Genomic DNA, 22,785 nt, shown 5'->3' on the forward strand with positions numbered 1-22,785 from the left:
GCTACCGTCCGCCCTGCGTTAGCGCATTGATCCACATTGCCGGCGCGGGACCAGGCCGTACCCCGATGTCTCTCCGGCCTGCCCGGAGCGTGGCTGCGATCACGCGGCGCGACGCTGTTTCGATTTGTCACGAACAAGCGACGGGGATCCACCACCTGATGACGCCTTCCACCCGTGCCCTGCTCATGCGGGGCTTGCTCAGCGCGGGCCTGACCGCGGCCACCCTCACCGCGACGCTGCCGGCCGCCGCGCACGCCGCGCCCGCGCACTCCGCGACCACCCGGACCGCGATGCTCGCCGATCCGAGCCCGAATCTGTACGAAGAGAAGATGAAGGTCCTGGTCAAGTTCGGCCTCGGCGAGCGCCTGGACCTGGCCGAGCGGACCGACCGCGACTTCGTCGTCGCGCTCTGGACCCACATCAAGGACAACAAGGACCACCTCGAGGTACGCGTCGCCGCCGAGGCCGCGTACACCGCCGAGCCGGATCTCCTGGCGGAGGCTTGCCGGCAGTTCATCCTGGTCGACGTGTTCACGGCGTTCGACCGTGACGTCGCCCGCGAGAAGGTCGAGGCCGACGAGAAGCGCCGCAGCGACCTCGCCCGCGCCGCCGCCGCGGCCGCCGTGGACATCGTGGCCGACGCCCCCATGCTCAGCGGCGACGACGCGAAGTTCCTCGAGCTGATCGCGGATCGCGTCGACGCGGTCAAGTGGCCCAAGGTGAAGGCCGGTGCAACCGCCGCGCGCAAGGGCACCGCGGAGCAGCAAAGCGAGTTCATCGGCACCGGTCTGGCCGCGACCGCCAAGCAGGACACCGAAGACCGCATCGCCCGCGAAGCGGAGTGGGACGAGGCGCAGAAGGCAGCCGCCCGCGCCCGCGCCGCCAAGAAGTCCGCCGCCGAGCTGGTCGGCATGGAGCCCACCGACCGGTTGCTGAACCTCCCCGACCGGGACTTCGTCACCGAGGTGTGGAACAACACCCCCGACGGCAGCGAGGTCCAGGCGGCCGCAATCCGCGCGGCCCGCAGCAACGAGCCGGACGCCTGGAAGACGTTCATCAACACCGGCGTCTACGAGGCCAAGGACCGCGACCGGCAGATCGCGTTCGAGAAGGCGCACCAGGCCAACCGGGCGGAAGCCGAGCGGCTGAAGGCCCTGGCGACCGAGAGCGGCGACCTCAACCTGCTCCACGCCACCAAGAAGGCCCTGGCCGGTGCGCCCGACGTCCTCGCCGACTTCCTGCGCGTGGGCCAGTACGACCTGGACCTGGCTACCGGCCTCGAGGCCGACGACGTGCACCCGACCTGGTCCGACAGCCCGGTCGCCGCGAAGTACGTCGCCAACGTCAGCGGCGCCGAGCTCAGGGTGCGCGACGAGGCCGGACACGGCGGCAAGGCCGCGCTCGTCTACGCCGGCTCGGACGACAACACCCTGCAGTCGCACGCCTACCTGCGGTCAATGGCGCTGAGCCGGATCACGGTCAAGCCGACGACCACCCTGTCGTACTGGATCCACCCGCAGAGCGGCACCGCCCGCCCCGGCGTGAAGACCCGCAACAGCACCTGCGTCGCGATCGACCTGGCGTTCAGCGACGGCTCGAACCTGCGCGACACCGGACTGAAGGACCAGCGCGGCAACCAGATCCACCCGGCGCAGCAGTGCAGCAAGCTGACCGCCGACCGGTGGAACCACGTCGTCGTGAAGCTCGGCGGCGCCCTCGCCGACAAGCAGATCACCGGGCTCCACGTCGGCTACGACCAGCCGAACAACATCGGCGGCTTCCGCGGCCTGATCGACGACATCACCATCACCGACCAGCCCGTCGAGGTCGGTGGCGACACCGGCGAGGCCCCCGACTACCCGGCCGACAAGCCGGTACGGGACTTCAACAGCGACGGCAAGGCCGACGTCTTCGTCCGCAAAGCCGCGGGCGAGCTCCTTCTCTACCGGGGCAACGGCAAAGGTTACTGGATCGACGCCGCCAACAGCCCCCTCATCGGTAGCACCGGCTTCGGCAAGTTCACGGCGCTCTTCTCCCCGGGCGACTTCAACGGCGACGGACTCGTCGACGTCATCGCCCGCACGTCCACCGGCGACCTGCTCCTCTACCGCGGCAACGGCAAGGGAAGCTGGATCGACCCGTCCAGCAGCATCAAGATCGGTGTGGGCTGGGACAGCTTCACCGCGGTCTTCTCCCCGGGCGACTTCAACGGCGACGGCAACTCCGACGTCATCGCCCGCCTCGCCACCGGCGAACTCCGTCTCTACCGGGGCAACGGCAAGGGCGGCTGGATCGACTCCGCCAACAGCCCCATCATCGGCAGCACGGGCTGGGGCAAGTTCACCGCGATCTTCTCCCCCGGCGACTTCAACGGCGACGGCAACTCCGACGTCATCGCCCGCCTCGCCACCGGCGAACTGCGCCTCTACCGGGGCAACGGCAAGGGCGGCTGGATCGACTCCGCCAACAGCCCCATCATCGGCAGCACGGGCTGGGGCAAGTTCACCGCGATCTTCTCCCCCGGCGACTTCAACGGCGACGGCTTCTCCGACGTCATCGTCCGTAACACCGCCGGAGACCTGCTCATGTACCGCGGCAACGGCAAGGGAAGCTGGGTCGACCCGTCCAGCAACATCAAGATCGGTGCCGGTTGGAACCAGTTCAACCTGATCTTCTGATCTCGGTGGGGCCGGCCCTGTACGGGCCGGCCCCACCGAGAACAACTGCCTGCATGCGATAAAACGTGACCACCCCGGGGGAGCTGAATCTCCCCCGGGGTGGTCACTTTCTCGCGTGATTCGGCGTGCTCAATGCGCTCGCCATCGCATCGGCCGGGCGCCTGATATCCAGCAACCGCGTCCATCACGGACCGCTTTCGCAGGCGCTGCTTCAGGGATACCGCTCGAAGGCCTTCCTGAGCCCACCGGCGATGGTGCTCAAGTCGCTGAAGTCCAGTCCCGATGCCTCGATGTGCACAAGGCACAGGGCCGAGCTGTCGAAGGGGCCCTCCGAGGAGACCCACTGATCAACGGCCATGCCCACCATCCGCGCCGCGTGCTCCTCGGCCTCGGCAGATCCGCCGAGACCGGCACCCGACTCGAGCGGAGGAGTCGCGAGGATTATCGGTGGGGCGCCGTCTCCCCTGCTGTTGCGGAGGACTTGCGCCCGCCCGACCACCGGCCTTCCTCCATAGCGCTCATGAGCGATCGTGTAGTGGACGACTCCTGCATCGCAGCCTTCCGCTACGGCGGACAACCCGCCAAGACGGATTTCCGCATGGGTCACGTCTGCCAGATGCAGAGACAGATCCCTGACGCGGCGCTCGATCGACGATGCCACGACAAATCTCATGATCGATGCCTTCCTCAGCAGCCGATGCCGGTGCTCGAGCTGGGCATGATTCTAGGACGACCCAACTTCTTCAGGGTCTCGGTGGGCAGAGCGACGCCACCGTCCACCACATCCGCGGTGTGCGGCATGACGGCATCACCCGGAATATCCGCCTTGTTGATCACCGTACGAATGACCGTGTAGGGGCCTTCTTCCGGCAGCATCCCGTACGCCCGGCGTCCGTACTCCGCCGCACCACGCTCGGTGAACGAGAAGTACTTGCTCTCCGTGCCGAAGGGGTTGGAGAACTGCCGTCCGCTGTGGATGTCCTTCAACTCTTTGCCTTGAACCGCTCGCCAGAGGTACGTCTGGCCCGGCTCGAGGTCACCCTGGTTGTGCACCAGAAGAGAGGCAGCGCCCGCGAGCACGTAGTACGTGTGGAGATCGGCAATGGTGAGGTTGTGGACCGGGGTGAAGGTCGTCCACTGCCGAACACCGGCGATCTGAACCGTGGTGCCCGCGCTGGTACGTAGCCACTGCCCAGCGGCCAGCTTCGCCGCAGGGACCCAGTCAGCCAGAGCCGGCACCCAGAAGGGGTGGTTGTCCGTTGCGGTGACGGCGGAGGTCTTGCTCCCGCGCGCACCGTCGGTGTCGACGGTGATCTCCACGAGGGATTTGTCACCCACGCTGGTGATGGTGTCGGTGACCACCCTGGCAGCGGTGGTGTTCTTGGTCGGGTCAGTGGCCATCACACGGTCGCCGACGCGTAGCTTCTCGATTGCCCGCGTGGTGCCGTCGGCGAGCAGCACAGGGGTACCGGGTAGGAAGCTGCTCGGACGTCGAGGAATCGGGCAGGCGTCGGCGTCACGCTTGTTGCGCTGGGCGAGGCCGGCGAGTTCGTCACGCTTCTTGCTGGCGTCCTTGACGTTGTCGAGGAACTTGAGGAGCTTAGGTACAAGCTTGCCGATGTCCCACAGGGCACCGAGGATCTTCTTGCCCGGCAGAAGGTTCGCCAGACTCCAGAGACAGGCCTCGACATTGCCGTCCCGGACGCAGGACATGATGTCACCGACACCGGACAGGTCGAGGAACAGCTGGTAGGCGTTCTCCTTGAAGAAGTCAAGGATGCTCTTCCCGGACTCCTCCTGCGCCCGACGCAGCTCCTCCTGCTGCTCAGGAGTGAGGAACTTCAACAGGTCCGGATCCAGAGGCCCCGGTGGTGTCGAACCGCTCGCCGCAGCGTCGGCGACGGCATCGTTGGCGCGCTTGCGCGCCGCTTCTTCGGCACGGTCAGCGGCTTTCTGCGCCTCGACGGCGTGCTCGAGGGCCTTGGTGGCGGCGGTCGCGGCGCTGTCGGCGTGCTTCTGGGCGCTGTCGGCCGCCTGCCTGGCCTTTGCGGCGTCGGCTTCGGCGCTGTCGGCGGCACCGCGAGCGGCGGCCGCGTCGGCCTCGGCCGCGGACGCGGCGCTGTTGGCGGCCGCCGCGTCGGCCTGCGCGGCCTGCGCGTTGCGTCCAGCGATCGCGGCGTCGTTGGCGGCCTCGTTGGCCGCCTGACGGGCAGCCGCGGCATCCGCGCGCGCCTGGGCGTCGGCACGGCCGGCGCTGGCCGCGGCGGCACGGGCGGCGGCACCGTCGGCAGCGGCCTGTGCCGCGGCTTGCTTGGCCTCCGCGGCGGAGCTCGCCGCCTCCGCGGCCGAGCGGGCCGCCTGTGCTGCCGCGGCATAGGCCGGCTTGACCTGCGCGTTTGCCCGGTCCGCGGCGGCCTCGGCCTGCTGCGCCGCGGTCACCGCCTCGTCCGCGCGGGCCTTCGCCGCTGCGGCTTGCTCGGCACCGATCGTCTTGGCCTGCTCGGCGACAAGCTTCACGAAGTCGGCGTCCATGTCGGCGCCGGTGAACGGACTGACCATGCCGATCGCCGCGTTCGCCGGTTCAGCGATGCCCGCTGCCGACACGCGCGCCGCTGCGGCCGCGTTGACCGCGATCTCCGCCTGTGCGGCGGCTGCCACCGCTTCCGTCGTGGCCGCCTGTGCCTCGTCCTTGGTCCGGTCGGCCGCCCACAGCGACCGCACCGCCTCATCCGCAGCCTGCCCCGCCAACCGGACCGCCTCGTTCGCAGCCGCGGCCGCCTTCGCCTCCTGAGCGGTTGCCTCCGCCGCCTTCGCATCGGCGCGGACGCGCGCCGCATGTGTCGCCTTCGCCGCAGCCTCAGCCTTGTCTGCCGCCGCGTCGGCAGCCGCAGCCGCAGCGCGAGCCTTCTCCGCGGCAGCCCACGCCCGCTCCGCGGCCTGCTGGGCCTGGGTAGCTGCGGCACGGGCGTTCGCCGCCGCACCCGAGGCCGTGTTCGCTGAGCCGCGCGCAGAACGAGCTGCACCACCGGCGACGCCCGCCTGTCGGTCGGCCTCGTCAGCCTGCCGTTGCGCCTCGTCCTTCTCCGCGCCACTGGCCGCGGCGGCCGCCGCCGAGCGCATCGCCGCGGCCTTCGCTTTGGCGGTCTGTTCCGCTCGTTCGGCGGCCATGGCCGCGTCACGGGCGCGCCGGGCCTTACTTTCCTGGTCCCATGCCCTGTCCTGGGCGTCAGCAGCAGCATCATCGGCGCCCTCGGCCCGCTGGCGCGCACCGGCCGCGATCGCGGCCTGCGCTTCGGCGTTGGCCCGCGCCGATCGCGCGACGGAGGCCTGTTGTTCGGCTTCGGCGCGGTGGCGGGCGGCGTTGGCACGTTCGGCCTCGGCGATCTGCCGCTGTCGCTTGGCCTCCGCGGCCTGCGCCTCGGCGATCTGCCGCTGCTGACGGGCCTTCTCCGCCTCGGCCCATGCCTTGGCCTCGGCGGCCTGCGCCTGCTCCCGCGCCTTCTTCGTCCGCGCCGCGGCCGTCTTCGCCGCATCGGCCTGCTTCTTCGCCGCCGCGGCCAGTTTCGCCGCCGACGCCGCATGCTCCTGCGCGTGCTTACGCCACTGCTCCGCCTGCCGCGCGTGCGCCTCGGCCTTCGCCTGGGCGTCCTGCGCGTTGTTCGTGGCAATGGTGGCGTCGATCGCGTGCGCGGCGGTCGTGGTCGCACCCACCGCGGCGGTGGAGGCCTCGCTCATGCCCTGCGCGATCAGCGACCACTCCGCGCCGTAGGTCAACCCGGTCTCCACCAGGGTGTCCGCCGCCGACGTGGCGATCGCCGCCGCGGACTGGGCCTGCTCCGCGGCCTGCCGCGCGGCCGTCAGGTCGTTCGCGGTCTGCGCCTTCGCCGCATTCAGCTCCGCGGCCTTCGCCTGTGCCGTCGCGGAACCCGCCAGCACCCGCTGACTGTGCCGTGCCGCGTTCGCCGCACCCGCCATCGCGTTCGCCGCCCGCTGCAACGCCTTCACGCCGTCGCCGTGCGCCTTCAACAGCCGGGTCCGCGCCTCGGACGCCTTCTTCGCCCGCTGCGCCAGCTCCGACAGATCCTCGGCGGCCTTGTTGCGCGCCTCGAGATCCTTCAGATACTGCTCGCGGGCTTCCGCGTCGGCCTTCGCCGCCGCCGGATAGCCGGTGTCCCAGAACGCGGCCACCGCCGCATCATCGCCGGCAAGGGCCTGCTCGGCGGCCAGACGAAGCTGCGACTCCGCCGGCGCCGCCGCCGCGAACGTCTTCAACCTGTCCCGCAACTGGGTGGCCCGCTCGCGGGCGGTCGCGGCGACCTTCTCATCCTGTGCCCGGGCGATGTCCGCGCCGTAGGCCAGGAACGCTGCCCGGTCACCGTCGGTGCCCGCCAGCACCCGGGTCACCTCGGCGTTGAAGTTCGCGCCGCCCGTACCCGCCATCGCCTTGATCTTGGCCAGGTTGTCCGCCGCGGTCTTGCGCTTCTCAGACGCGATCTGTGTCTCGAGCTGACGCTTGTCCACTGTGGCGAACTTCTGAATCGCCGCCGCATCCGCCGACGCCAACGCGGCCAGCGCCGCGTCGCGCACCCGCGCCTCGGGGGCGAGCTGCGCCACATCGGCGACCGCCTTACGCCACCGCTCCGCGTTCAGGTCGACACCGGTCGAGCCGTTCCATGATTCCGTCACCAACGGCGGCACCGGCACCGGGGTGCTGTTCGGCACCTCGGTCACCACGCCGCGCCGGACGGATCCGGCGGACGGGGAGGCCGAGGCCGGGGGCACGTACACGAAGCTGGCGAGCACGGTCGCGGCCACGGACGCCGTCGCCAGCGCCCGCAAACGGGTGCGCAGGGAAGCATTCATTACAGGGGCATCCATTCAGAAAGGCATGCGGAGAAGCCCGTCCTCCACAGAGGACGGGCCTTTCTATCCGTACGATCAGGCGGTCGGCGTCGCGGGGGTGTTCAACGCCTGCTCGGCGGCGAGGGCCTGCTCGTAGAGAGCGGTCCACGAGGCGGCCTGGGCCGCGGCGTTCTTCTGCTCCTCGAGCCACTGCTCCCGGGTGCCCTGCGCCGTGTCCGCGATGGCCTGCCAGTTCGGGCTCGTGGCGCTGCCCGCGGCCTGCGACACCTGCTGCCACGTGTCGGCCTGCTTCTGCGCGACCTGCTGCGCCTGCGCCCACGCCAGCCGCGGTGCGCCGGTCTGCGCCCCGACCGTCGCCCACGCCCGCGCCGCGGCGGCGCGCGCCTGCTCCTGCGCCTCGCCCACGGTCTCGCGGGCCGCCTTCTCGGCGGCCTGCGCCTCGATCACCAGACGATTCGTCGTCGCGCGCCAGCGCGCATCCTCGTCGGCGCACCGCTTGCGGTGCATCTGCAGGTCCAGCCCGGCCGCGCTCACCCAGCCGTGGGTCAGGAACTCCGCGACGTCGGCGTCCGTCGAACCCTCGGCGACCGCCCGGCCCGCCCACGCGCGGACCTGCGCACCCGGGTCACCATCACGCAGCCGGACCACGAAGTCGCGGTCCTCCTGGCGGACCTTCGCCGCCTCGCCGGCCTCGAACTCGATGTTCTTCTTGTCGCGCTCCAGCGCGGCGGCGTAACCGGTCTTCGCGAACTCCGCCAGCTCCGCGTCCGTACCCTGCAACGCCCACCGTCCGGCCGCGTTCACCCACGGATACCGGTCCGCCGGGTGCGTCAGCACCATTCGGTTCGCAAAGTCGACGTTGCGCTGCCGGGTCCGCTCCGCGCGGGCCACCGCCGCGTCATAGCCGGTCGCCAGGAACGCCGCGATCGCCGCGTCGCCCGCGCTGGACAGCAACGCCGCCCGCGCCGCGCTGCGTACCTCCGGGCGGTAGTCGTCGGTGGACAGCCACCGCACGAACGCCCGGTCCGCCTCGGCCTGATCCGACCTGGTGTCCATCATCACGACCGCCGGCAGGCCGGCCGCCAGCGCCGGACCCGACACCGTCACCGCACTCACCGCCGCCGCGACCGCTACGAGCAGGCTCCGCCCACGCATCACATGTCCCCCGTATTTCAGCAAAGTCGGGCGACATTGAAGCACGGGGCACCGACACATCCATAGCCGGATCCCGATCGCCGCCGTGAGTCGATATTCACACCGCTGCCGGTGTTGCGACGGAGTGCGGACGACGGTTAGCGTTCGCCGCCGTCCATGCGCCGCGGTCTTCACATCCGTGCTGCGCCGGCACCACCACACTTCACTGCCACGGGGACACAACACTTTCATGACGTCTTCCATCGGCGCCCTGCTCACGCGGGGTCTGCTCACTGCTGGGCTGGCCACGGCCGCCCTCACCGCGACGCTGCCGGCCGCCGCCCAGGCCGTATCCGCCTTGCCGGCCGGCCTGTCGGCCGCCGCTCTCGCCGATCCGAGCCCGAATCTGTACGACGAGAAGATGCGGGTCCTCGCCAAGTTCGGCCTCGACGACCAACTGAACCTGGCCGAACGGACCGACCGCGACTTCGTCATCGCACTCTGGACCCGGATCAAGAACAACCCCGACCACCTCGAGGTACGCATCGCCGCCGAGGCCGCCTACTCCGCCGCTCCCGAGGACGCGGAGCGGGCCTGCCGGCAGTTCATCCTCGTCGACGTGTACGCGGCGTTCGACCGGGACGTCGCCCGCGAGAAGACCGAGACCGACGAGAAGCGCCGCAGCGACTTCGCCCGCGCGACCGCCGCGGCCAGCATCGACGTGGTCGCCGACGCCGCCATGCTCAACGGCACCGACACCAAGTTCATCGAGCTGATCTGGCAGCGCGCCGACGAGGACGGCAAGTGGCCCAAGGTGAAGGCCGCCGCCCGCGACGCCCGCAAGGGCACCCCGGAGCAGCAGCGCGAGTTCATCGCCTCCGGCCTGGCCGCCGCCGCCAAGCAGGACACCGACGACCGCATCGCCGCCGACGCGGCCAAGACCGAGGAAGAGAAGGCCGCGGCGCGGGCCCGCGCCGCCAAGCAGTTCGCCGCCAACCGGATCGGCCTGCCGGTCACCGAGCCGCTGCTGAGCATGCCCGATCGTGACTTCGTCAACGTGGTGTGGAACTACGCCGCCGAGGGCACCGAGGTGGCGCGCGCCGCGGAGCGCACCGCCCGCAGCAACGATCCGGCCGTCTGGAAGACGTTCATCGACACCGGCATCCACCAGGCCAAAGACCGCGACATCAAGAACGCGCTCGACAAGCAGGAGGCCGAGGACCGCCGCCGGGCCCGGGAGATCCTCAGCCGCGCCGAGCGGATCGGGCACGCCAACCTCGCCGCCGCGGCCCGCGCCGCCCTCGCCGGTGACGCCCAGGCCGTCGCCGACTTCGTCCACGCCGGGCAGTACCAGGTCCGCCCCGACCCGATCGTGGCCGCCCCGCTCGCCCTGACCGGCAACCGTGTCGGCGTGATCACCACCGACGGCACCGCCCATGTCAAGGAGGGTGGTCTCAGCACCCCCTGGGTCACCCAGCATGAGGGCATCCGGCAGCTCGTCCTCACCGGTGACCGCATCGGCGTCCTCGCCGGCGACGGCACCGCGTGGGTCAAGGAGGGCGGCCTCGGCGCCGGCTGGGTCCGCATGTACGACAACGTCAAGCAGCTCGCCATGTCCGGCAACCGCATCGGCGTGCTCACCACGGACGGCACCGCCCTGGTGAAGGAGGGCGGCCTCGGCGCCCAGTGGGTCACCGAATACACGTACGTCAAGCATCTGGTGCTGGCCGGCAACCGCATCGGCGTCCTCGGCACCGACGGCACCGCCCTGGTGAAGGAGGGCGACCTCAGTGCTTTCTGGGTCACCGAGTACGAAGGCGTCCAGCAGCTCGTCCTCACCGACAATCGCATCGGCGTCCTCACCAACGACGGCACCGCCCTGGTGAAGGAAGGCGGCCTCAGCGCCTTCTGGGTCAACGAGCACGGCGGAGTCAAGCAGCTCGTCCTCTCCGGCGACCGCATCGGCATCATCACCCACGACGGCAGGGCCCACGTCAAGGAGGGCGGTCTCAGTGCTTTCTGGGTCACCCAGCACGACGGAATCCGGCAGCTCGCCCTGGCCGGCAACCGCATCGGCGTCCTGAGCCCCGACGGCACCGCGAGGGTGAAGGAAGGCGGCCTCGGCGCCGGCTGGATCGTCGTGCGGACCGGGGTCGGCCCCGAAGCCTGACCCTTCGGGGATGCCGTTCTGGTAAGTTCGGCATCCCCGAGTCTTGACAATCAGCCCTCCCCCGGTCCTCCGCCGACATGGCGGTGAACACCCACTGGGGGTAGAGGGATGTCAGCGACTTCGAGAATGTGGGCAGCCGGATTCGGTGCCCTGACTGTTCTGGCGGCGTTCTCGCCGGCGCCTGCGGCGGGCGTGCCCGTCCAGGAGGCGGCAATCGTGCCGCAGACCGGCTCGTACGCCTTCGGATGCGGCACCAGCGGCAAGGACTGCGCCGGCACTTTCCGGGTGAGCGGAAACGCCGTGCGAAACGTGATGTTCCGGCCCGTACGCTGCACCGAAGGGCAGATCTCGCTCAACACGGTCGCGGCGGTGTCCGGCGGCCGGTTCACGTTCAGCGGCACGCCGACGTCGTCCGTCTCGGTGCCGACTCCGGTCCAGGCCACCGGCACCTTCCAGACCACGACGAAGGGCACGATCAGGCTCACGTACTCCGCTCCGGAGGTCGGCTGCGCGGCGGCCACGACGACCTTCTCGTTCACCCGCCGCAACGGCGCGAAGCTCGGCTGGCAGGGCTGGCGGGATGCCGGCGTCGCCATCGACGGCGCGGTGGACGCGGACGTGGTGGTGCTGCCGGACGGTCGCATGCGCCTCTACTACGGTCTCGGAGTCGGCGGTTCGGACTCCTGGCGGATCACCTCGTCGATCTCGACGGACGGCAAGACGTGGACGCCGGAAGAGACCAACCTCGTCGGCCGGGACTGGGGCCCGGCGGACGTGCTCCGGCTGCCCGACGGGCGGTTCCGCATGTACTACACGCCCTCCAACGATCCGACTCTGGCGCCGGACCAGCAACGCTCGGTGCGGAGCGCCATCTCCGACGACGGCATCAACTGGACCGTCGAACCCGGCCACCGGCTGAACCCGGCGGCGTTCACGCAACTTGCTCCCACGGACGGCACCGAGTTCCAGGTGTCGCACCCCGGCGTGATGCAGCTTGCCGATGGAACGTGGTTGATGCTGGCGGCGTACAACATCGAGAAGGGTTTCAATCCGAACGGCGCTTCCTCCAGCGAGCAGACCGAACTCGTCGTGTGGGCAACGTCGGCCGATGGGCTTGACTTCACCGCGCGCGGGATCGCCGTCGACAGCCGCAACAAAGCGACATTCGACGGCTTCGCCAGCTCCCCGGATCCGGTCCTGTGGGAGGACGGCAGCGTGCGCGCCTACTTCTGGTCACCGGGACCGTCGCTGCCTCACAACCAGAAGATGTACAACGGCATCCAGTACACGACATTCACCGGCACCGGCTGGACGGCGGCCAAACCGGTTCGCACCAGCACGGCCTTCCCAGGCGCTGCCTCGGCGGCCTACCCCGGCGGCGACCCGACGGTCGCGATCTTCAAGGGCCGCATCTTCATGTACTACGGGCACTTCCAGGAAGGGCATCAGACGACCGAGTACTCGGTCATGACCTCGCGCGCCTACAGCGTACGGGTCCGGCGTACGGGATCCGGCACGATCGCCTCCGGGCTGGCCTTCGGTTCCGGCGCGATGCGCAACGACATGTCGACGGGTCTGCGGTGCACGGGGAACGCCTGCGCCACGACCGTGCTGGCCGGGACGAAACTCTGGCTCTTCGCCACTCCCGGAAAGGGCTACCGTTTCGCAGGCTGGACCGGCTGCAACTCCTCTCTGCCGTACGAATACCCGCCGCCGCGGCCCGACTACAAGACCAGGCTGTGCTGGATCAGCGCAACGAAAAGCGTCACGGTGACGGCCAAGTTCGTCAAGCGTTAGCGCATCGCGGGCGGCGCCGGTGTCGCCGCCCTATAGGGCCGGCCGACTGCGGGTAAGGGCAGTCGTCCCAACCCGGATCACCGTCCATCGGAGACTGGGAGCGAACATGCCTGAGCACTGCCTCCCTACGCAGCCCCTGGGGTCCAGTATTTCTCAGCGTCTCGACCCACGCCGAAGCCCAGAGGCACCTGAGTCGAGTACGACGGCCCCGACCGGTAGGCGCCGGTTCGCGCTTACGCCTGATCCGGTGGACTCGCCTCTCGCCACGCCGGCGTGAGTCTCTGGCTGCAGGCGGGCGTCAGCCGCTCCCGAGGTGGCCGACCGTGAGGCACTCGGCGAACGTGGTCCCGATCTAGCGGTACTGACTTGTGAGTGGCTGGATCGTCTCGGCCGTACCCTCGATCGCCTTCATCGCCATCACGAAGCTCGTGCTATCGCTCAAGCCAACGCCTTGCCGAGTCATAGTGCCGCGCCCTCCCATGTCGGCGTCCGCCACACCGACGATCGAGAAGCCAACCCCTGCGGTCACAGCGACAACCCCCCAAGGCCCTTCGGTCATCCCCGATGCAGACCAGGCGGAGGTGACCACCGAGCAGCCCACCCCAACCGCGCCGATGCTGACACCCGCACCGCGGAAGGCGCCGAGGACTCCGCAGCGCAAGCCCGGAACATCCGCCACACGCGCCAAGGCGCCCCGAGTCCGGCCCCGCTCGCTTTCCAAGGCGGCGAACGTCGAACCCGCGATGAAGGCACTGCCGAATGACGCCAAGGTGGCGGAGGTAGCGGTCAAGGCTGGAGTCAGCGTGAGCACCGCGCTGGCACATGCCGGCAAAGGCAGTGATGCCCGCCTCGGACGAGCTCCGCGATCAGGAAGAACTCTCCGACACCCGCCAGTACGCGGGTGTCGCCGCCTGAGGCTGCCGTCTCGGCGATCTTCGCTATGGTGGCACAAATTGATCCGCAAAATTGCACGACACGTCCGCGATCGGCCGTCATCAAACCAGAGGAAATCATGGCAAAGCAGATCATCGAAAAGCTCATTGACGACATCGACGGCGGCGAGGCTACCGAGACCGTCACGTTCTCATTTGATGGGAACAACTACACGATCGACTTGAACGAGACCAACGCAAACGCCCTGCGTAAGGCGTTGGCGCCGTACGTCGGTGCTGGCACGAAGACGAGCCGAGGCTTCGGCACGTGGCGGCCGGGCATTACGCCGACGCGGGTCCGGCAGACCACGAAGGATCACAACAAGGCGATCCGCGAGTGGGCCGCGAGCAACGGCCACCAGCTCTCCGAGCGAGGCCGCATTCCGCAGCACATCACCGAGGCGTATGAGGAGGCGCAGAAGGCGCCCGTAGCTTCGCCAGCGAAGTCCGCCCGCGAGCCGAAGGCGGCAGTCACCAAGCCGGCAAAGGCAGTCAAAAAGGTGTCGCGGAAGAAGGTTCCGGCGGTCCAGTTCGCGGGAAGCTGAGCGCTACCGCAGAGGTGCTGCACGAGAGGGGGCGGGGTTCCGCTTGGAGCAAGCGCCGCCCCTAACGCAGTCTTTTCAGACCACCTATGCGGTGATGATTCAACGAGACCGACCGCCAGCCTCGCCGATCCGCCCGGCACCACGGGTCGGCGCCTACGCAGCGGGTGGTGCGGCGACACCGGATCCCCTCCGGCAATCCCGTGTCGCCGCGCTATCCGGCTAGAGCAGCTTTGCGACGTCCTTGTGGGCCAGGTCGACGTCGAATTGGTGGTGAACGGCCAGGCGCACCTTGAGCTGATGTCCCGCCGGCGCCTTGATGACCCGGTTGAGCTCCTCGATATAGTCCATACCGCCACACGGAGGTTCGCTGTTGAGGTGCGCCCAGCCGCCCGGCCAGTTCGGGTCGTTCCACTCCACCCAGACGCATTCGCCCTCGTGCGCAGCGGATTGGGCGCGGATCGTGAGGATCTTGACCGAGTTCACCGCGCCGTCGACGCGCTTGTAGGTCACCGACGCGGTGTTGAAGTGGGTGCCGTTACCAGCCGCCAGCTCGACCCTACTGGCAGCGGTGTTGGCAGCGGCGGGAGCCGCTACTCCCGTGATCGTCGCGGCCACCACCGCGGCGGCCATGGACAGGGCAGTTATACGCATGGTTTGTCTCCACAAGCTAGATGAGGAAACCTCAACTTATCCGATGTGGACTCGCGCTTCGACGGCATCCGCTCGGATCGAACATCACCCGAACGCCACCCTTACCTCACCCGTACATCGCCGCCGCGTACGTCCACGCCGTGAGGTCGCCAAGCTCTTCGACCGCAGCAACCGCGCGATGACGTTCATGCCGCCCGGGCTATCAGACATGCTCCACGACTCCTTGGCCAAACTGCGTGACCTGATGGCGAGGCTGTTCGAGGAAGTCGCCAAGGTGATCCTGAATCCTGGCTGGCCACCCGGTCTCTTCTCCACCGGCAGCGAATGGACGTCTCGCATCGGCGGACCGATGAGCAGCCTGTCCACCAAGCTGAGCCCGGATCAACTGCGCATCGACAACTTCTGGAAGGGACCGGCGGCGGACGCGTACGCGTACGCGAAGATCCTGCCCGCCCAGCAGAAGGCCCTCGAGGCCATCAAACAGGCCACTGACGTCATCGACACCAACCTCACCAAGGCGGCCTGGGGCATCATCGCGCTCTGGCTCGGCATCATCGCGGCCTTTGTCGCCTATCTCCTCGAGCTGTCGTTGGGGCTCATCCAGCACATGTCGGACGTCGATCTCCCGTTCACCATGGGCATCGCGGCGGCGATCGGTGCAGTGTTCCCCGCTGTGCTCAGCGGTACAGCTCGCAGAGTGAGCCGACGGTTCTCGGCGTAGCTGACACAGGATTCCAGGTAGGTCGTCCGCCTTGATGGAAGGCAGCGGTGTCCACGAAACGAGCTAGACCATTCGTTCAGCCTTGCTTCGGCTCATCGACCCCCACCCTCCGCTGCACGAACCTGATCCAGAACGTCGGGGCGTTCCCAGAGGCCGGGGACGAACGCGACGCCGTCCATGCGCAGGGCGATCAGTCCGGTGGCATCATCCGACTTCCCGCCGTCGAAGCCGAGGAACACTTCGTCGCCCGTCTTGAGCGTGGTGCCTTCCACCAGCAGCGGAATCCACTGTCCGGCCCGTAGAGCGCGCCCTGGTGCGGCGGCCTTCGCGGATCTTCTCCCACGCCTCGCGCATCCGCTCAGCGACGGAGTCCTCGTCCGGCAGAAACGCGTTCGTGATCGCCAAGTAGCGGGAGTCGCGCTTGGTGGCGTTACCGTCGATGGTCTCGTACATCAGGTGCCCGGCATTGCCATGAATCCAGTGCTGCGTCTCGTTGAGCAGCGAGAAGGTCGTGCGCTTGCCCTCGATCGCGCGGTAGGAGGAGGTAACCGCCTCCAGTCGCTGACGGCCCCGGTTGGCGCGGATCAGCACCGCGCCTTCCTTGATCTGGTACGTGCGCTTGACGTGATCCGTCATCAGCGACGGGATCAGCGCCATCGTGTTCGTGGTCTGCGCCTGGTTCACGGCGGTGACCTGCACCCACGCCTGCGGATGCGCGACACCGACCGGCTCACCGCTGCCGTCGAAGTGGGAGAACCGCGACGGCCCCACGAACTCCACCAGACACAAGACCGCCAACAAAGGGTCCTTCCCCAACCCTTGAGCCGTTGCAACACCCCGGTGCGGTAACGGAATCGGCCGGTCTCATCGACGGCGTACCAGTGCAGGACGAAGCGGAGCTGTTCGCGGGTGAACCGCCACGGGCCGCCGTCATCGGCACGCAGGTACTCGGCGCACCAGCCGGCGATCTGCCAGCCGAGCGTGCGCGCCGGCAGAAGCCAGGAACCGTCAGGGCGGTGCTGCCAGGTCGGTCCGGGGTAGGTCGGCTCCAGGGCCTCGATCTCGGCAACATCGATGGCGCATCACCTCCCCGTGTCAGAGCCGCTTGCGCCTCCACGGGGGTAATCGGTCACCGGGGTGGGGACGCAGGGAGCGCACCCAGGCGAAGAGCTGCCGGGCGATCGGATGCCAGTCGGGATCAGGCTCAGGCGCTACAGAGGTTGAAAGGCTGAGGTTCGAGTCGTCACGGTGGCTCGGGGTCGAGGGTCATGCCGGTGCCGGCGAAGAAGCCAGCGAGGAGATCGGTTTGTTGCTGGCAGGCGCGTAGCCGACGTTTGACGAGGTCGGCGAGGTGGTCGACGCCGCGGGCGGCGGTGTTGGTCAGGCCGCGTTTCATCCACCGCCAGACGCCCTCGGCCGGGTTGAGGTCCGGGGCGTAGGCGGGTAACCGGATCACGGTCAGCCACCTCCGGGCCGTGATCAGTTCCCGCATCCGGACGCTGACGTGGGTGTTCAGGTTGTCCCAGATCAGCACGATCGGTGCCCGCAAGCGTTGGTGGGCCTGATCGAGGAAGGCGATGTAGTCGTCCTCGCTGAAACTGCCACGCTCACCTTTGCGGTTTCGGTGCAGCCTCGTGCGCCACATCAACCGGCCGCGGTGTCCGGGCTTGAGGTAGACCAGCCCGGCAATCGAGACCCGCCCGGAGCCCTTGCCGGAGACCTCGACCACGGGAGTGTGCCCGCGCCGGGCCCAGGTCTTGGCCACCGGCGGCCGCATCACCTGGCCCGCCTCGTCCTGGAAACAGATCCCCGCGCCCTGAGCCGCCGCTAACCTCTTACCGACGGCCACCGCCGGCGATGCCACGTAGCGATCGCCTGAGGGTCGCGTTCGATCGCCCGACGAGTGGGAACCTGCTGGCTGTAGCCGATGCGGTGCAGCAGATACGACACTCCGCGCAGCGTGTAGGTGATCTCGAAGCGACGCTCGATCAGCTCCGCGACCCTGGCGAGGGTCCAGCGGGCGTCGTCCCAGCCGTGCACGACCGGGCCGTCATCGAGCATCTCGATCAACTGTTTCTGCTGGTCGCCGGAGAGTTTGCAGTCCGAGCCGCCAGGGCCGGCCGACGCCAGAGCCGCCGTCCCGCCGGCCGTCCACCGTCGACGCCACTGGCGTACTGATTTCTCGGAAACTCGCAGCTCAGACGCAATCTGCGCGGTCGTTTGGGATTCGGCGAACATGGCCGCAGCCTGGATCCGAACCTTCTCACGCCGGACCCGGGCTGCCGCGTTCATGCCACCACCAGCCGGATACCTCATCCCTTCGGCCTACCGAACCCATCGAGATCTATCACGCCGCCACGCCGACGAACCTCAGCTATTCAACCTCTGTAGCACGACAGCGACCCGGCATGCGGGTTATCCACAGCCAGGGGAGTTATCCACAGGACGAAAAGGCGTCGGTGGACAGCGACGCCGGAAAGCTGACCGGGTCGGCGAGGACACTCCCTTGCCGCGCCGGCCACGGCCTCGTCGGCAAGTGGGGCGGGGTCAGTAACAGAGCACTGACACCGCGTGGGCGACTTCGCATCGAAGCCGCCCACGCGCTTCGGATGGAAGCCCACCACTGCAACACCTGTGGGCCAATGCAGTCGCGTTCCGAAGCCGCCGGGTCAGACGACCCACGAACCGTCGCGCATCATCACCCGCCCGGGCAGTTCGTTCTCTTCCCGCCAGGCCAGGATTCGGTCCGGGGTCACCCGGAAAAACGTCCATCGGTTCCCGGCGGCCCGGGCGTCCCACAGCTTCGCGGCGAACGCGTCGGCCAGATCGTCAGGCACCCTGGCAGCGGCGAGCACTTCAACCGCGCCGTCGATGAGCACGACGTCGCGCGTGTGCCCGAGCGCTACGCGTGCCCGCCCAGAATCACGCAGGTTCCGCCCGGCCGGACTGTCACCGGCGGTCGCGAACGTTAACGCTGCGCCGTCCCACAAGAATGACAAGGGCACCAGGTGCGGCATGCCGGCGGCGTCGGCCGTGGCGACCCAGGCGTCGACGTCCTCGGTCAGCCGTTCCAAGATGTCGTGCTTGCGTTGCTCGCCGCTGCGCGGTTCGGGTGTCACGTATCCTCCTCTACTGCCGAGCGCCGGCTGGCGACTCGTGCGGTGGAGGATGGCACTTCAAGTGGACTTGACGTCAACAGCCAACGGAGACGTTCGCGGCGGTCGGGGCACATGGCTATCAACTCCACCGCCGGGTATCTGCCGTTGCACTATCAGAAGATGCCGCCGGTCAAGAAGTGCAGGGCAAGCCACGCCAGGCCAGCGAGTAGGGCGAAGCGGCGTAGCTGTACCCAGCCGCTCATCTTCGGGCGGTTGCCGGGGCGGCCGATGCCGAACGAAGCCAGTTTTATAACCCTGAACAGGCGTGACCCCGATCACCCTTCGCCCGAGAACCTGGAGAACGCCAGCTCAACGAGGTTCCCGCATCAAGCGAGCGTTGCCTGCTCACCCGCAGCGCCGTGCTCGACGGTGAAAGCTACTTACCGTCGGAAATTCTATGCTGGCTGGCGACTTGGAAACCGTGGCAATTTTTCGTCTGCTAAACCAGCCGGTCCTTTGTTTTTACTGCGAAGAGGTCATACCCCCGCACCCCTTCTGCCGGCGCAAGCGAAGTGATAGAACGGCGACGCATAACGCAGTGATGGGACGGCAGAACGACTGCATTGCAGCATCGCTGCATGCCGTACGAGCAGCGCAAACGTTGCCGCTAAGCACCCTCAACGGCGCGCGTGAAACGGCAGCGAGAGGGCAGCTCTCAGCGCGCATTCCGCAATTGACCTGCGCATTTGACAAACGCTGATGGCATGGCCTAGCGGGCGCCACCACGCCGCGAAGGCACTACGTCAGTACGGCCTGATCCCGACCGTTGAGGTGGAGGACGCTCCCGAAGAGCTCCGGAAGGCTCTGGCATGGCTTGAGAAGGCTTCAGTCCCGTTGAGCGATCTGGTCAAGGCCGAAACAACCCGTGCCGCGCTCGCTGCGGTAGCCCTAAACATGGACGGCAAGGCGGCAGCGGCCACCACGTACCGACGCAAGCGCTCGGTGTTCTACAACGTTCTCCAGTACGCCGTTGAGCTGGAACTGCTGGACTTCAACCCAGTCGACAAGCTCCGCGTGACAGCCAACCGCAAGAAGGTGGTCGAGGCAGTCGACCGGCGCTCCGTCGTGAACCCTCGACAAGCCCGCGAGCTGCTGGCAGCGGTCTCCTACGTCGGCAGCCGCGGCAAGGACGGCAAGCGCGGCGAACGACTCGTGGCGTTCTTCGCCTCGTACTTCGCGGCGCTACGCCCCGGCGATGCGCTGGGCCTACGGGTCAAGAACTGCCACCTACCTCAGACGGGCTGGGGGTCGGTGACCGTTGAGCGGTCACCGCCAGCGGCCGGCAAGCGGTACACCGACAGCGGCGAAGTTCACGACGACCGGGGCCTCAAGCACCGCGGCGAGGACGACGCGCCTACCCTGCCGATTCCGCCCCAACTTGTTGTGATCCTGCGTGAGCACATCAATCGGTTCAAGGTGACCGACTATCTGCTCCGCAGCGCGAAGGGCATGCCGGTCTCCCCCTCGAGCTACGTGCGAGTGTGGAGGGAGGCGCGCCGGCTAGCGCTGACACCCGCTCAGGTGGACTCCCCGCTCGCCGCGCGTCCGTACGACCTGCGCCACGCCGGCGTGAGCCTGTGGCTCAACGCAGGCGTCAACGCCCCCGAGGTGGCCGACCGGGCGGGACACTCGGTGGACGTACTTCTCAAGGTCTACGCCAAGTGCATCGACGGCGACACCAAGATCATGAATGAGCGCGACCCGGGGTTTATGAGAGACGGCGACGGTGGCGACCGTATATGAGCGCGCCAGAGGGAGGCACGCAGCGAAGGGACCGAAATCCCCGCGGCCAGTGACCCCGTAGATTGCTGAGGACATCGTGGAACGCAGAGCCTGGCGACCAGCCGCTATAGCAGCGTCCGAAGACACCGCTATACAAACTGGTTAGGTCCAATTGGAGTTCATGGCTCCTTGTATACCACTCGGTAAGTCATGTTCTGTTTATGGATATCCTGGCCGGAGGTGCTTACGATCGAGAGCACGACGTACTTTTCCAAGTCCGTCTTTAGGCATACTAGCGTCTTAGGTTTCGCGAGAATTTCGTCGTCCCAGTCGGGAGCATCATCGCAGGCTTTCGCCGTCGGACTGGAGACCCGGGCGAACCAACCGTCCTTCAAGACTAAGTGCTCATAGAGGTGATTCCAGTAGAGCGTAAAATCCGCCCTGCCACCCTCAATCTCCGGGTCGAGGTCAACATCTTTCTCCTCCCAGATGAACACCGGCTTGCCCGGACTCCGTTGAGGCGCCGGCGCCGTCGTAGTCGGCAGCGTGCTGGGCGCTGCGGAGCTGCTTTCATTAGGAGCCGGTAGGGCGGCATCAACGCCTGCACTATCGCGTCCGTCGGCGAACGGATCGAGTAGCAACGCTGGGCTGGCTAGGGTCAGCATCGCCCCGAGCACTCCCAGAGTCACGGCGCCAACCGCGGGCCAGCCCAGCGGTCGATTCCAGCCGCGGCGGACAAGTAATAGACCCACCGCGAAGATCGCTAAGCCGCCAGCCGCGGCGAGTCCACAGCTCCACCAGGGTGGCAGTGACAGTAGATCCGGCACATCGGTCACAACACCGATGACGACGGCGGCCCAACCGAGAACAACGCTGATCGTCACACGTTGGGCGGTCGACGACTGCTCATTATGCGCCGAGGCGTTGTCGCGAACCTGCCCAGGACCCTCCTGTTGTAGTTGATCGACAGACATAGCGTCGCTCCGCTCCGACTTGAGGTCGACAATTGGACGACAATAGCGAGCGACGGGTTTCCCTTGCTGTAGTAGTTCGACTCCCGCCTACGATCCCACCAGCCGCACAGGCAAATTGCCAGGCCACAGGCGCGTGTCGGGAATGCGGGATCCTCGCGAGGATAGGCGTCAATCCCTCTTTCGGGTTACGTGGGGGTGGTCGATGACGATGAGACAGAGCGGTTTTGACGGTCGGCACTGCAACCGGCTAACCGCGGCCCGCGAGAGGGAGGTGCGGGAGACTTGAGAGAGCCTCCCGCACCATGCCGCGCGCTCAGCCGGTCAGCTTCGCCAGCTCGCGGTTCATCCGGCGCCGGCCCGACTTCGCGAGCCGCTCGGTCGCCTCCCTGTTCGCCGCGCGTTGCTCGACCTTTCTCTGCCGCCGCGGCCCGCTTCGCCACCCGCTCCCGCTCGACGTCGACCTCGCGGCTCTGCATCCGGTCCGACAGCCACTCGCTGAACACGAACAGCGCCACGATCAGCACTCCGTACACCCGCCCACCCACCGTGTCCCCGGCGAAGACGTTGCACGCCAGGCTCAACAGGCCGGCCGCCACCTGCACCCGGAACCCGAGACGCCGCGTGTCGCGGCTGAAAGCCGCGCCCCGCATGACCATCCCGATCACCGCGATCCCGTCGATCGCGGACGGGCGTCCGTCCACGCCTGCCAGCCGTGCAGGTCGAGCTTGTGGGCCGCCTCGATGACGTGAGTGAAACTCACGGCCAGGGCGCCGAAGAAGTAGAGCTTCACGATCAGCTTGGCCAACTGGTACTTGACGTTCAAGGCTGCTCCTACGCGGGAACGGAGCACGCTCAATGGGTGCTGCTGGACGCTCCCGCTTACATGAGTGCCGGGGCCTCGAACCCGCGGCGGCTGCCAGTCACTCAGACCCCCCTGCACGCCGGCTCGGCTTCCGCTCTCCTACCCGTACGTACTGGGGGTCGTCGCGGCCCTGTGGTTTCGCCTGCGATGAGGGCTGTCGCTGTGGAGTTGTGGGGGTTGGTGTCGCGCTGTAGCTGACAAAGTCCCGACCTGGCGGGCGGGGGCGGGGCAAGGCTCGCCGAAGGCGACCGCGAAGCGGCTCGGCCTTGCCCCGCCCCCGACTGTCAGGTAGCCCGAAGGGAGCTACTGCGTGGCGCCAATCCCCACAACGGGCGCCCACCGCTACCAGAGGCTGATCAACCGCAACGGTGAACGAGCCCGGAGAGGACACACCCGCACGACAGACCTCCGCCGCGAACCCACCAACCCGCGGCGGCACCCCACCGACCAGAAGCAGGTCAACCCGGGCAAACAACAGTCATCTATAAGAAATGAGGTAGGGGTGTGGGGCTTGCCCCGGCGGACAGCACTATGGCTCTCCAACCCGCGCGGGGTCGACGCCCCGGCGCCCGGCACGG

The 22,785-nt window shown here is 68.1% G+C and carries 17 protein-coding genes; 6 read left to right on the forward strand and 11 right to left on the reverse strand.

Translation table 11 applies throughout. The features are described 5' to 3' along the window. Positions 1-158 precede the first annotated feature (158 nt). Entirely contained in the window at positions 159-2,678 is a 2,520-nt protein-coding gene (locus EDD30_RS15885) for an FG-GAP repeat domain-containing protein (protein WP_123678308.1), read from the forward strand. Positions 2,679-2,889: 211 nt separating this feature from the next. Here EDD30_RS15885 and EDD30_RS38285 read toward each other — a convergent pair whose 3' ends face one another. From EDD30_RS38285 to EDD30_RS15900, 3 genes are all read right to left on the reverse strand, one after another. Then, positions 2,890-3,351: a hypothetical protein gene (locus EDD30_RS38285; RefSeq protein ID WP_143162947.1), complete on the reverse strand. Its 462-nt coding sequence runs from the start codon at positions 3,349-3,351 to the stop codon at positions 2,890-2,892. A 14-nt stretch (positions 3,352-3,365) separates the two neighbouring features. Beyond that, positions 3,366-7,541, reverse strand: coding sequence for a polymorphic toxin-type HINT domain-containing protein (locus tag EDD30_RS15895; protein WP_148088139.1), 4,176 nt, complete (start codon positions 7,539-7,541; stop codon positions 3,366-3,368). Between the two features lie 75 nt (positions 7,542-7,616). Further along, positions 7,617-8,696, reverse strand: a complete 1,080-nt coding sequence (locus EDD30_RS15900; RefSeq protein ID WP_084556769.1) for a hypothetical protein — start codon at positions 8,694-8,696, stop codon at positions 7,617-7,619. 229 nt (positions 8,697-8,925) lie between these two features. Between EDD30_RS15900 and EDD30_RS15905 the strand changes: the two genes are divergently transcribed. Continuing rightward, a complete protein-coding gene (locus tag EDD30_RS15905) occupies positions 8,926-10,845 on the forward strand; it encodes a hypothetical protein (protein ID WP_071807488.1) in 1,920 nt (639 codons plus the stop codon). A 108-nt stretch (positions 10,846-10,953) separates the two neighbouring features. After that, positions 10,954-12,642: a glycoside hydrolase family protein gene (locus EDD30_RS15910; protein ID WP_143162842.1), complete on the forward strand. Its 1,689-nt coding sequence runs from the start codon at positions 10,954-10,956 to the stop codon at positions 12,640-12,642. Between the two features lie 352 nt (positions 12,643-12,994). On the opposite strand, the gene EDD30_RS15915 is transcribed toward EDD30_RS15910, so the two are convergent. Continuing rightward, a complete protein-coding gene (locus EDD30_RS15915) occupies positions 12,995-13,453 on the reverse strand; it encodes a hypothetical protein (protein ID WP_071807486.1) in 459 nt (152 codons plus the stop codon). A gap of 201 nt (positions 13,454-13,654) precedes the next feature. On the opposite strand from EDD30_RS15915, the gene EDD30_RS15920 reads away from it, so the two are divergent. After that, complete coding sequence (locus EDD30_RS15920; RefSeq protein WP_071807485.1) at positions 13,655-14,119, forward strand: histone-like nucleoid-structuring protein Lsr2; 465 nt, start codon at positions 13,655-13,657, stop codon at positions 14,117-14,119. Between the two features lie 219 nt (positions 14,120-14,338). Here EDD30_RS15920 and EDD30_RS15925 read toward each other — a convergent pair whose 3' ends face one another. Then, a complete protein-coding gene (locus EDD30_RS15925; RefSeq protein ID WP_071807484.1) occupies positions 14,339-14,749 on the reverse strand; it encodes a hypothetical protein in 411 nt (136 codons plus the stop codon). On the opposite strand from EDD30_RS15925, the gene EDD30_RS15930 reads away from it, so the two are divergent. Beyond that, positions 14,718-15,491, forward strand: coding sequence for a hypothetical protein (locus EDD30_RS15930; protein ID WP_143162841.1), 774 nt, complete (start codon positions 14,718-14,720; stop codon positions 15,489-15,491). The genes EDD30_RS15925 and EDD30_RS15930 overlap by 32 nt on opposite strands. Before the next feature lie 204 nt (positions 15,492-15,695). Here EDD30_RS15930 and EDD30_RS40640 read toward each other — a convergent pair whose 3' ends face one another. The 4 genes from EDD30_RS40640 to EDD30_RS15950 all read right to left on the reverse strand — a co-directional run bounded on the left by EDD30_RS40640 (position 15,696) and on the right by EDD30_RS15950 (position 18,610). Then, on the reverse strand, positions 15,696-16,271 hold the full coding sequence (locus tag EDD30_RS40640) for a hypothetical protein (RefSeq protein ID WP_071807482.1): 576 nt from the start codon (positions 16,269-16,271) through the stop codon (positions 15,696-15,698). Between the two features lie 463 nt (positions 16,272-16,734). After that, positions 16,735-17,355, reverse strand: a complete 621-nt coding sequence (locus tag EDD30_RS15940; RefSeq protein WP_244945258.1) for a transposase — start codon at positions 17,353-17,355, stop codon at positions 16,735-16,737. After that, positions 17,319-17,807 carry a winged helix-turn-helix domain-containing protein gene (locus tag EDD30_RS15945; RefSeq protein ID WP_071810348.1) on the reverse strand — a complete coding sequence of 163 codons (489 nt, stop codon included), beginning with the start codon at positions 17,805-17,807 and terminating at the stop codon, positions 17,319-17,321. The genes EDD30_RS15940 and EDD30_RS15945 overlap by 37 nt, the downstream gene beginning before the upstream one ends. Positions 17,808-18,160: 353 nt before the next feature. Further along, positions 18,161-18,610 (reverse strand): pyridoxamine 5'-phosphate oxidase family protein, encoded by a 450-nt coding sequence (locus tag EDD30_RS15950; protein WP_071806329.1) that lies wholly within the window; start codon positions 18,608-18,610, stop codon positions 18,161-18,163. 810 nt (positions 18,611-19,420) lie between these two features. Between EDD30_RS15950 and EDD30_RS15955 the strand changes: the two genes are divergently transcribed. Beyond that, positions 19,421-20,392, forward strand: coding sequence for a tyrosine-type recombinase/integrase (locus EDD30_RS15955; protein ID WP_244945259.1), 972 nt, complete (start codon positions 19,421-19,423; stop codon positions 20,390-20,392). A 158-nt stretch (positions 20,393-20,550) separates the two neighbouring features. Here EDD30_RS15955 and EDD30_RS38290 read toward each other — a convergent pair whose 3' ends face one another. Both EDD30_RS38290 and EDD30_RS39120 read right to left on the reverse strand, forming a co-directional pair. Then, a complete protein-coding gene (locus tag EDD30_RS38290) occupies positions 20,551-21,345 on the reverse strand; it encodes a DoxX-like family protein (RefSeq protein ID WP_143162735.1) in 795 nt (264 codons plus the stop codon). Positions 21,346-22,006: 661 nt separating this feature from the next. Then, positions 22,007-22,168 (reverse strand): hypothetical protein, encoded by a 162-nt coding sequence (locus tag EDD30_RS39120; RefSeq protein ID WP_170047340.1) that lies wholly within the window; start codon positions 22,166-22,168, stop codon positions 22,007-22,009. Positions 22,169-22,785 lie beyond the last annotated feature (617 nt).

The sequence above is a fragment of the Couchioplanes caeruleus genome (genome assembly GCF_003751945.1).
GTDB lineage: Bacteria > Actinomycetota > Actinomycetes > Mycobacteriales > Micromonosporaceae > Actinoplanes > Actinoplanes caeruleus.

What these genes read in the sequence shown, in the direction of transcription:
- EDD30_RS15895 (WP_148088139.1), bottom strand. Translation starts at nt 7,541, where the DNA reads ATGAATGCTTCCCTGCGCACCCGTTTGCGGGCGCTGGCGACGGCGTCC.
- EDD30_RS15900 (WP_084556769.1), bottom strand. Translation starts at nt 8,696, where the DNA reads ATGCGTGGGCGGAGCCTGCTCGTAGCGGTCGCGGCGGCGGTGAGTGCG.
- EDD30_RS15925 (WP_071807484.1), bottom strand. Translation starts at nt 14,749, where the DNA reads ATGGCCGCCGCGGTGGTGGCCGCGACGATCACGGGAGTAGCGGCTCCC.
- EDD30_RS15905 (WP_071807488.1), top strand. Translation starts at nt 8,926, where the DNA reads ATGACGTCTTCCATCGGCGCCCTGCTCACGCGGGGTCTGCTCACTGCT.
- EDD30_RS15945 (WP_071810348.1), bottom strand. Translation starts at nt 17,807, where the DNA reads ATGAGGTATCCGGCTGGTGGTGGCATGAACGCGGCAGCCCGGGTCCGG.
- EDD30_RS38285 (WP_143162947.1), bottom strand. Translation starts at nt 3,351, where the DNA reads ATGAGATTTGTCGTGGCATCGTCGATCGAGCGCCGCGTCAGGGATCTG.
- EDD30_RS15920 (WP_071807485.1), top strand. Translation starts at nt 13,655, where the DNA reads ATGGCAAAGCAGATCATCGAAAAGCTCATTGACGACATCGACGGCGGC.
- EDD30_RS15885 (WP_123678308.1), top strand. Translation starts at nt 159, where the DNA reads ATGACGCCTTCCACCCGTGCCCTGCTCATGCGGGGCTTGCTCAGCGCG.
- EDD30_RS15910 (WP_143162842.1), top strand. Translation starts at nt 10,954, where the DNA reads ATGTCAGCGACTTCGAGAATGTGGGCAGCCGGATTCGGTGCCCTGACT.
- EDD30_RS38290 (WP_143162735.1), bottom strand. Translation starts at nt 21,345, where the DNA reads ATGTCTGTCGATCAACTACAACAGGAGGGTCCTGGGCAGGTTCGCGAC.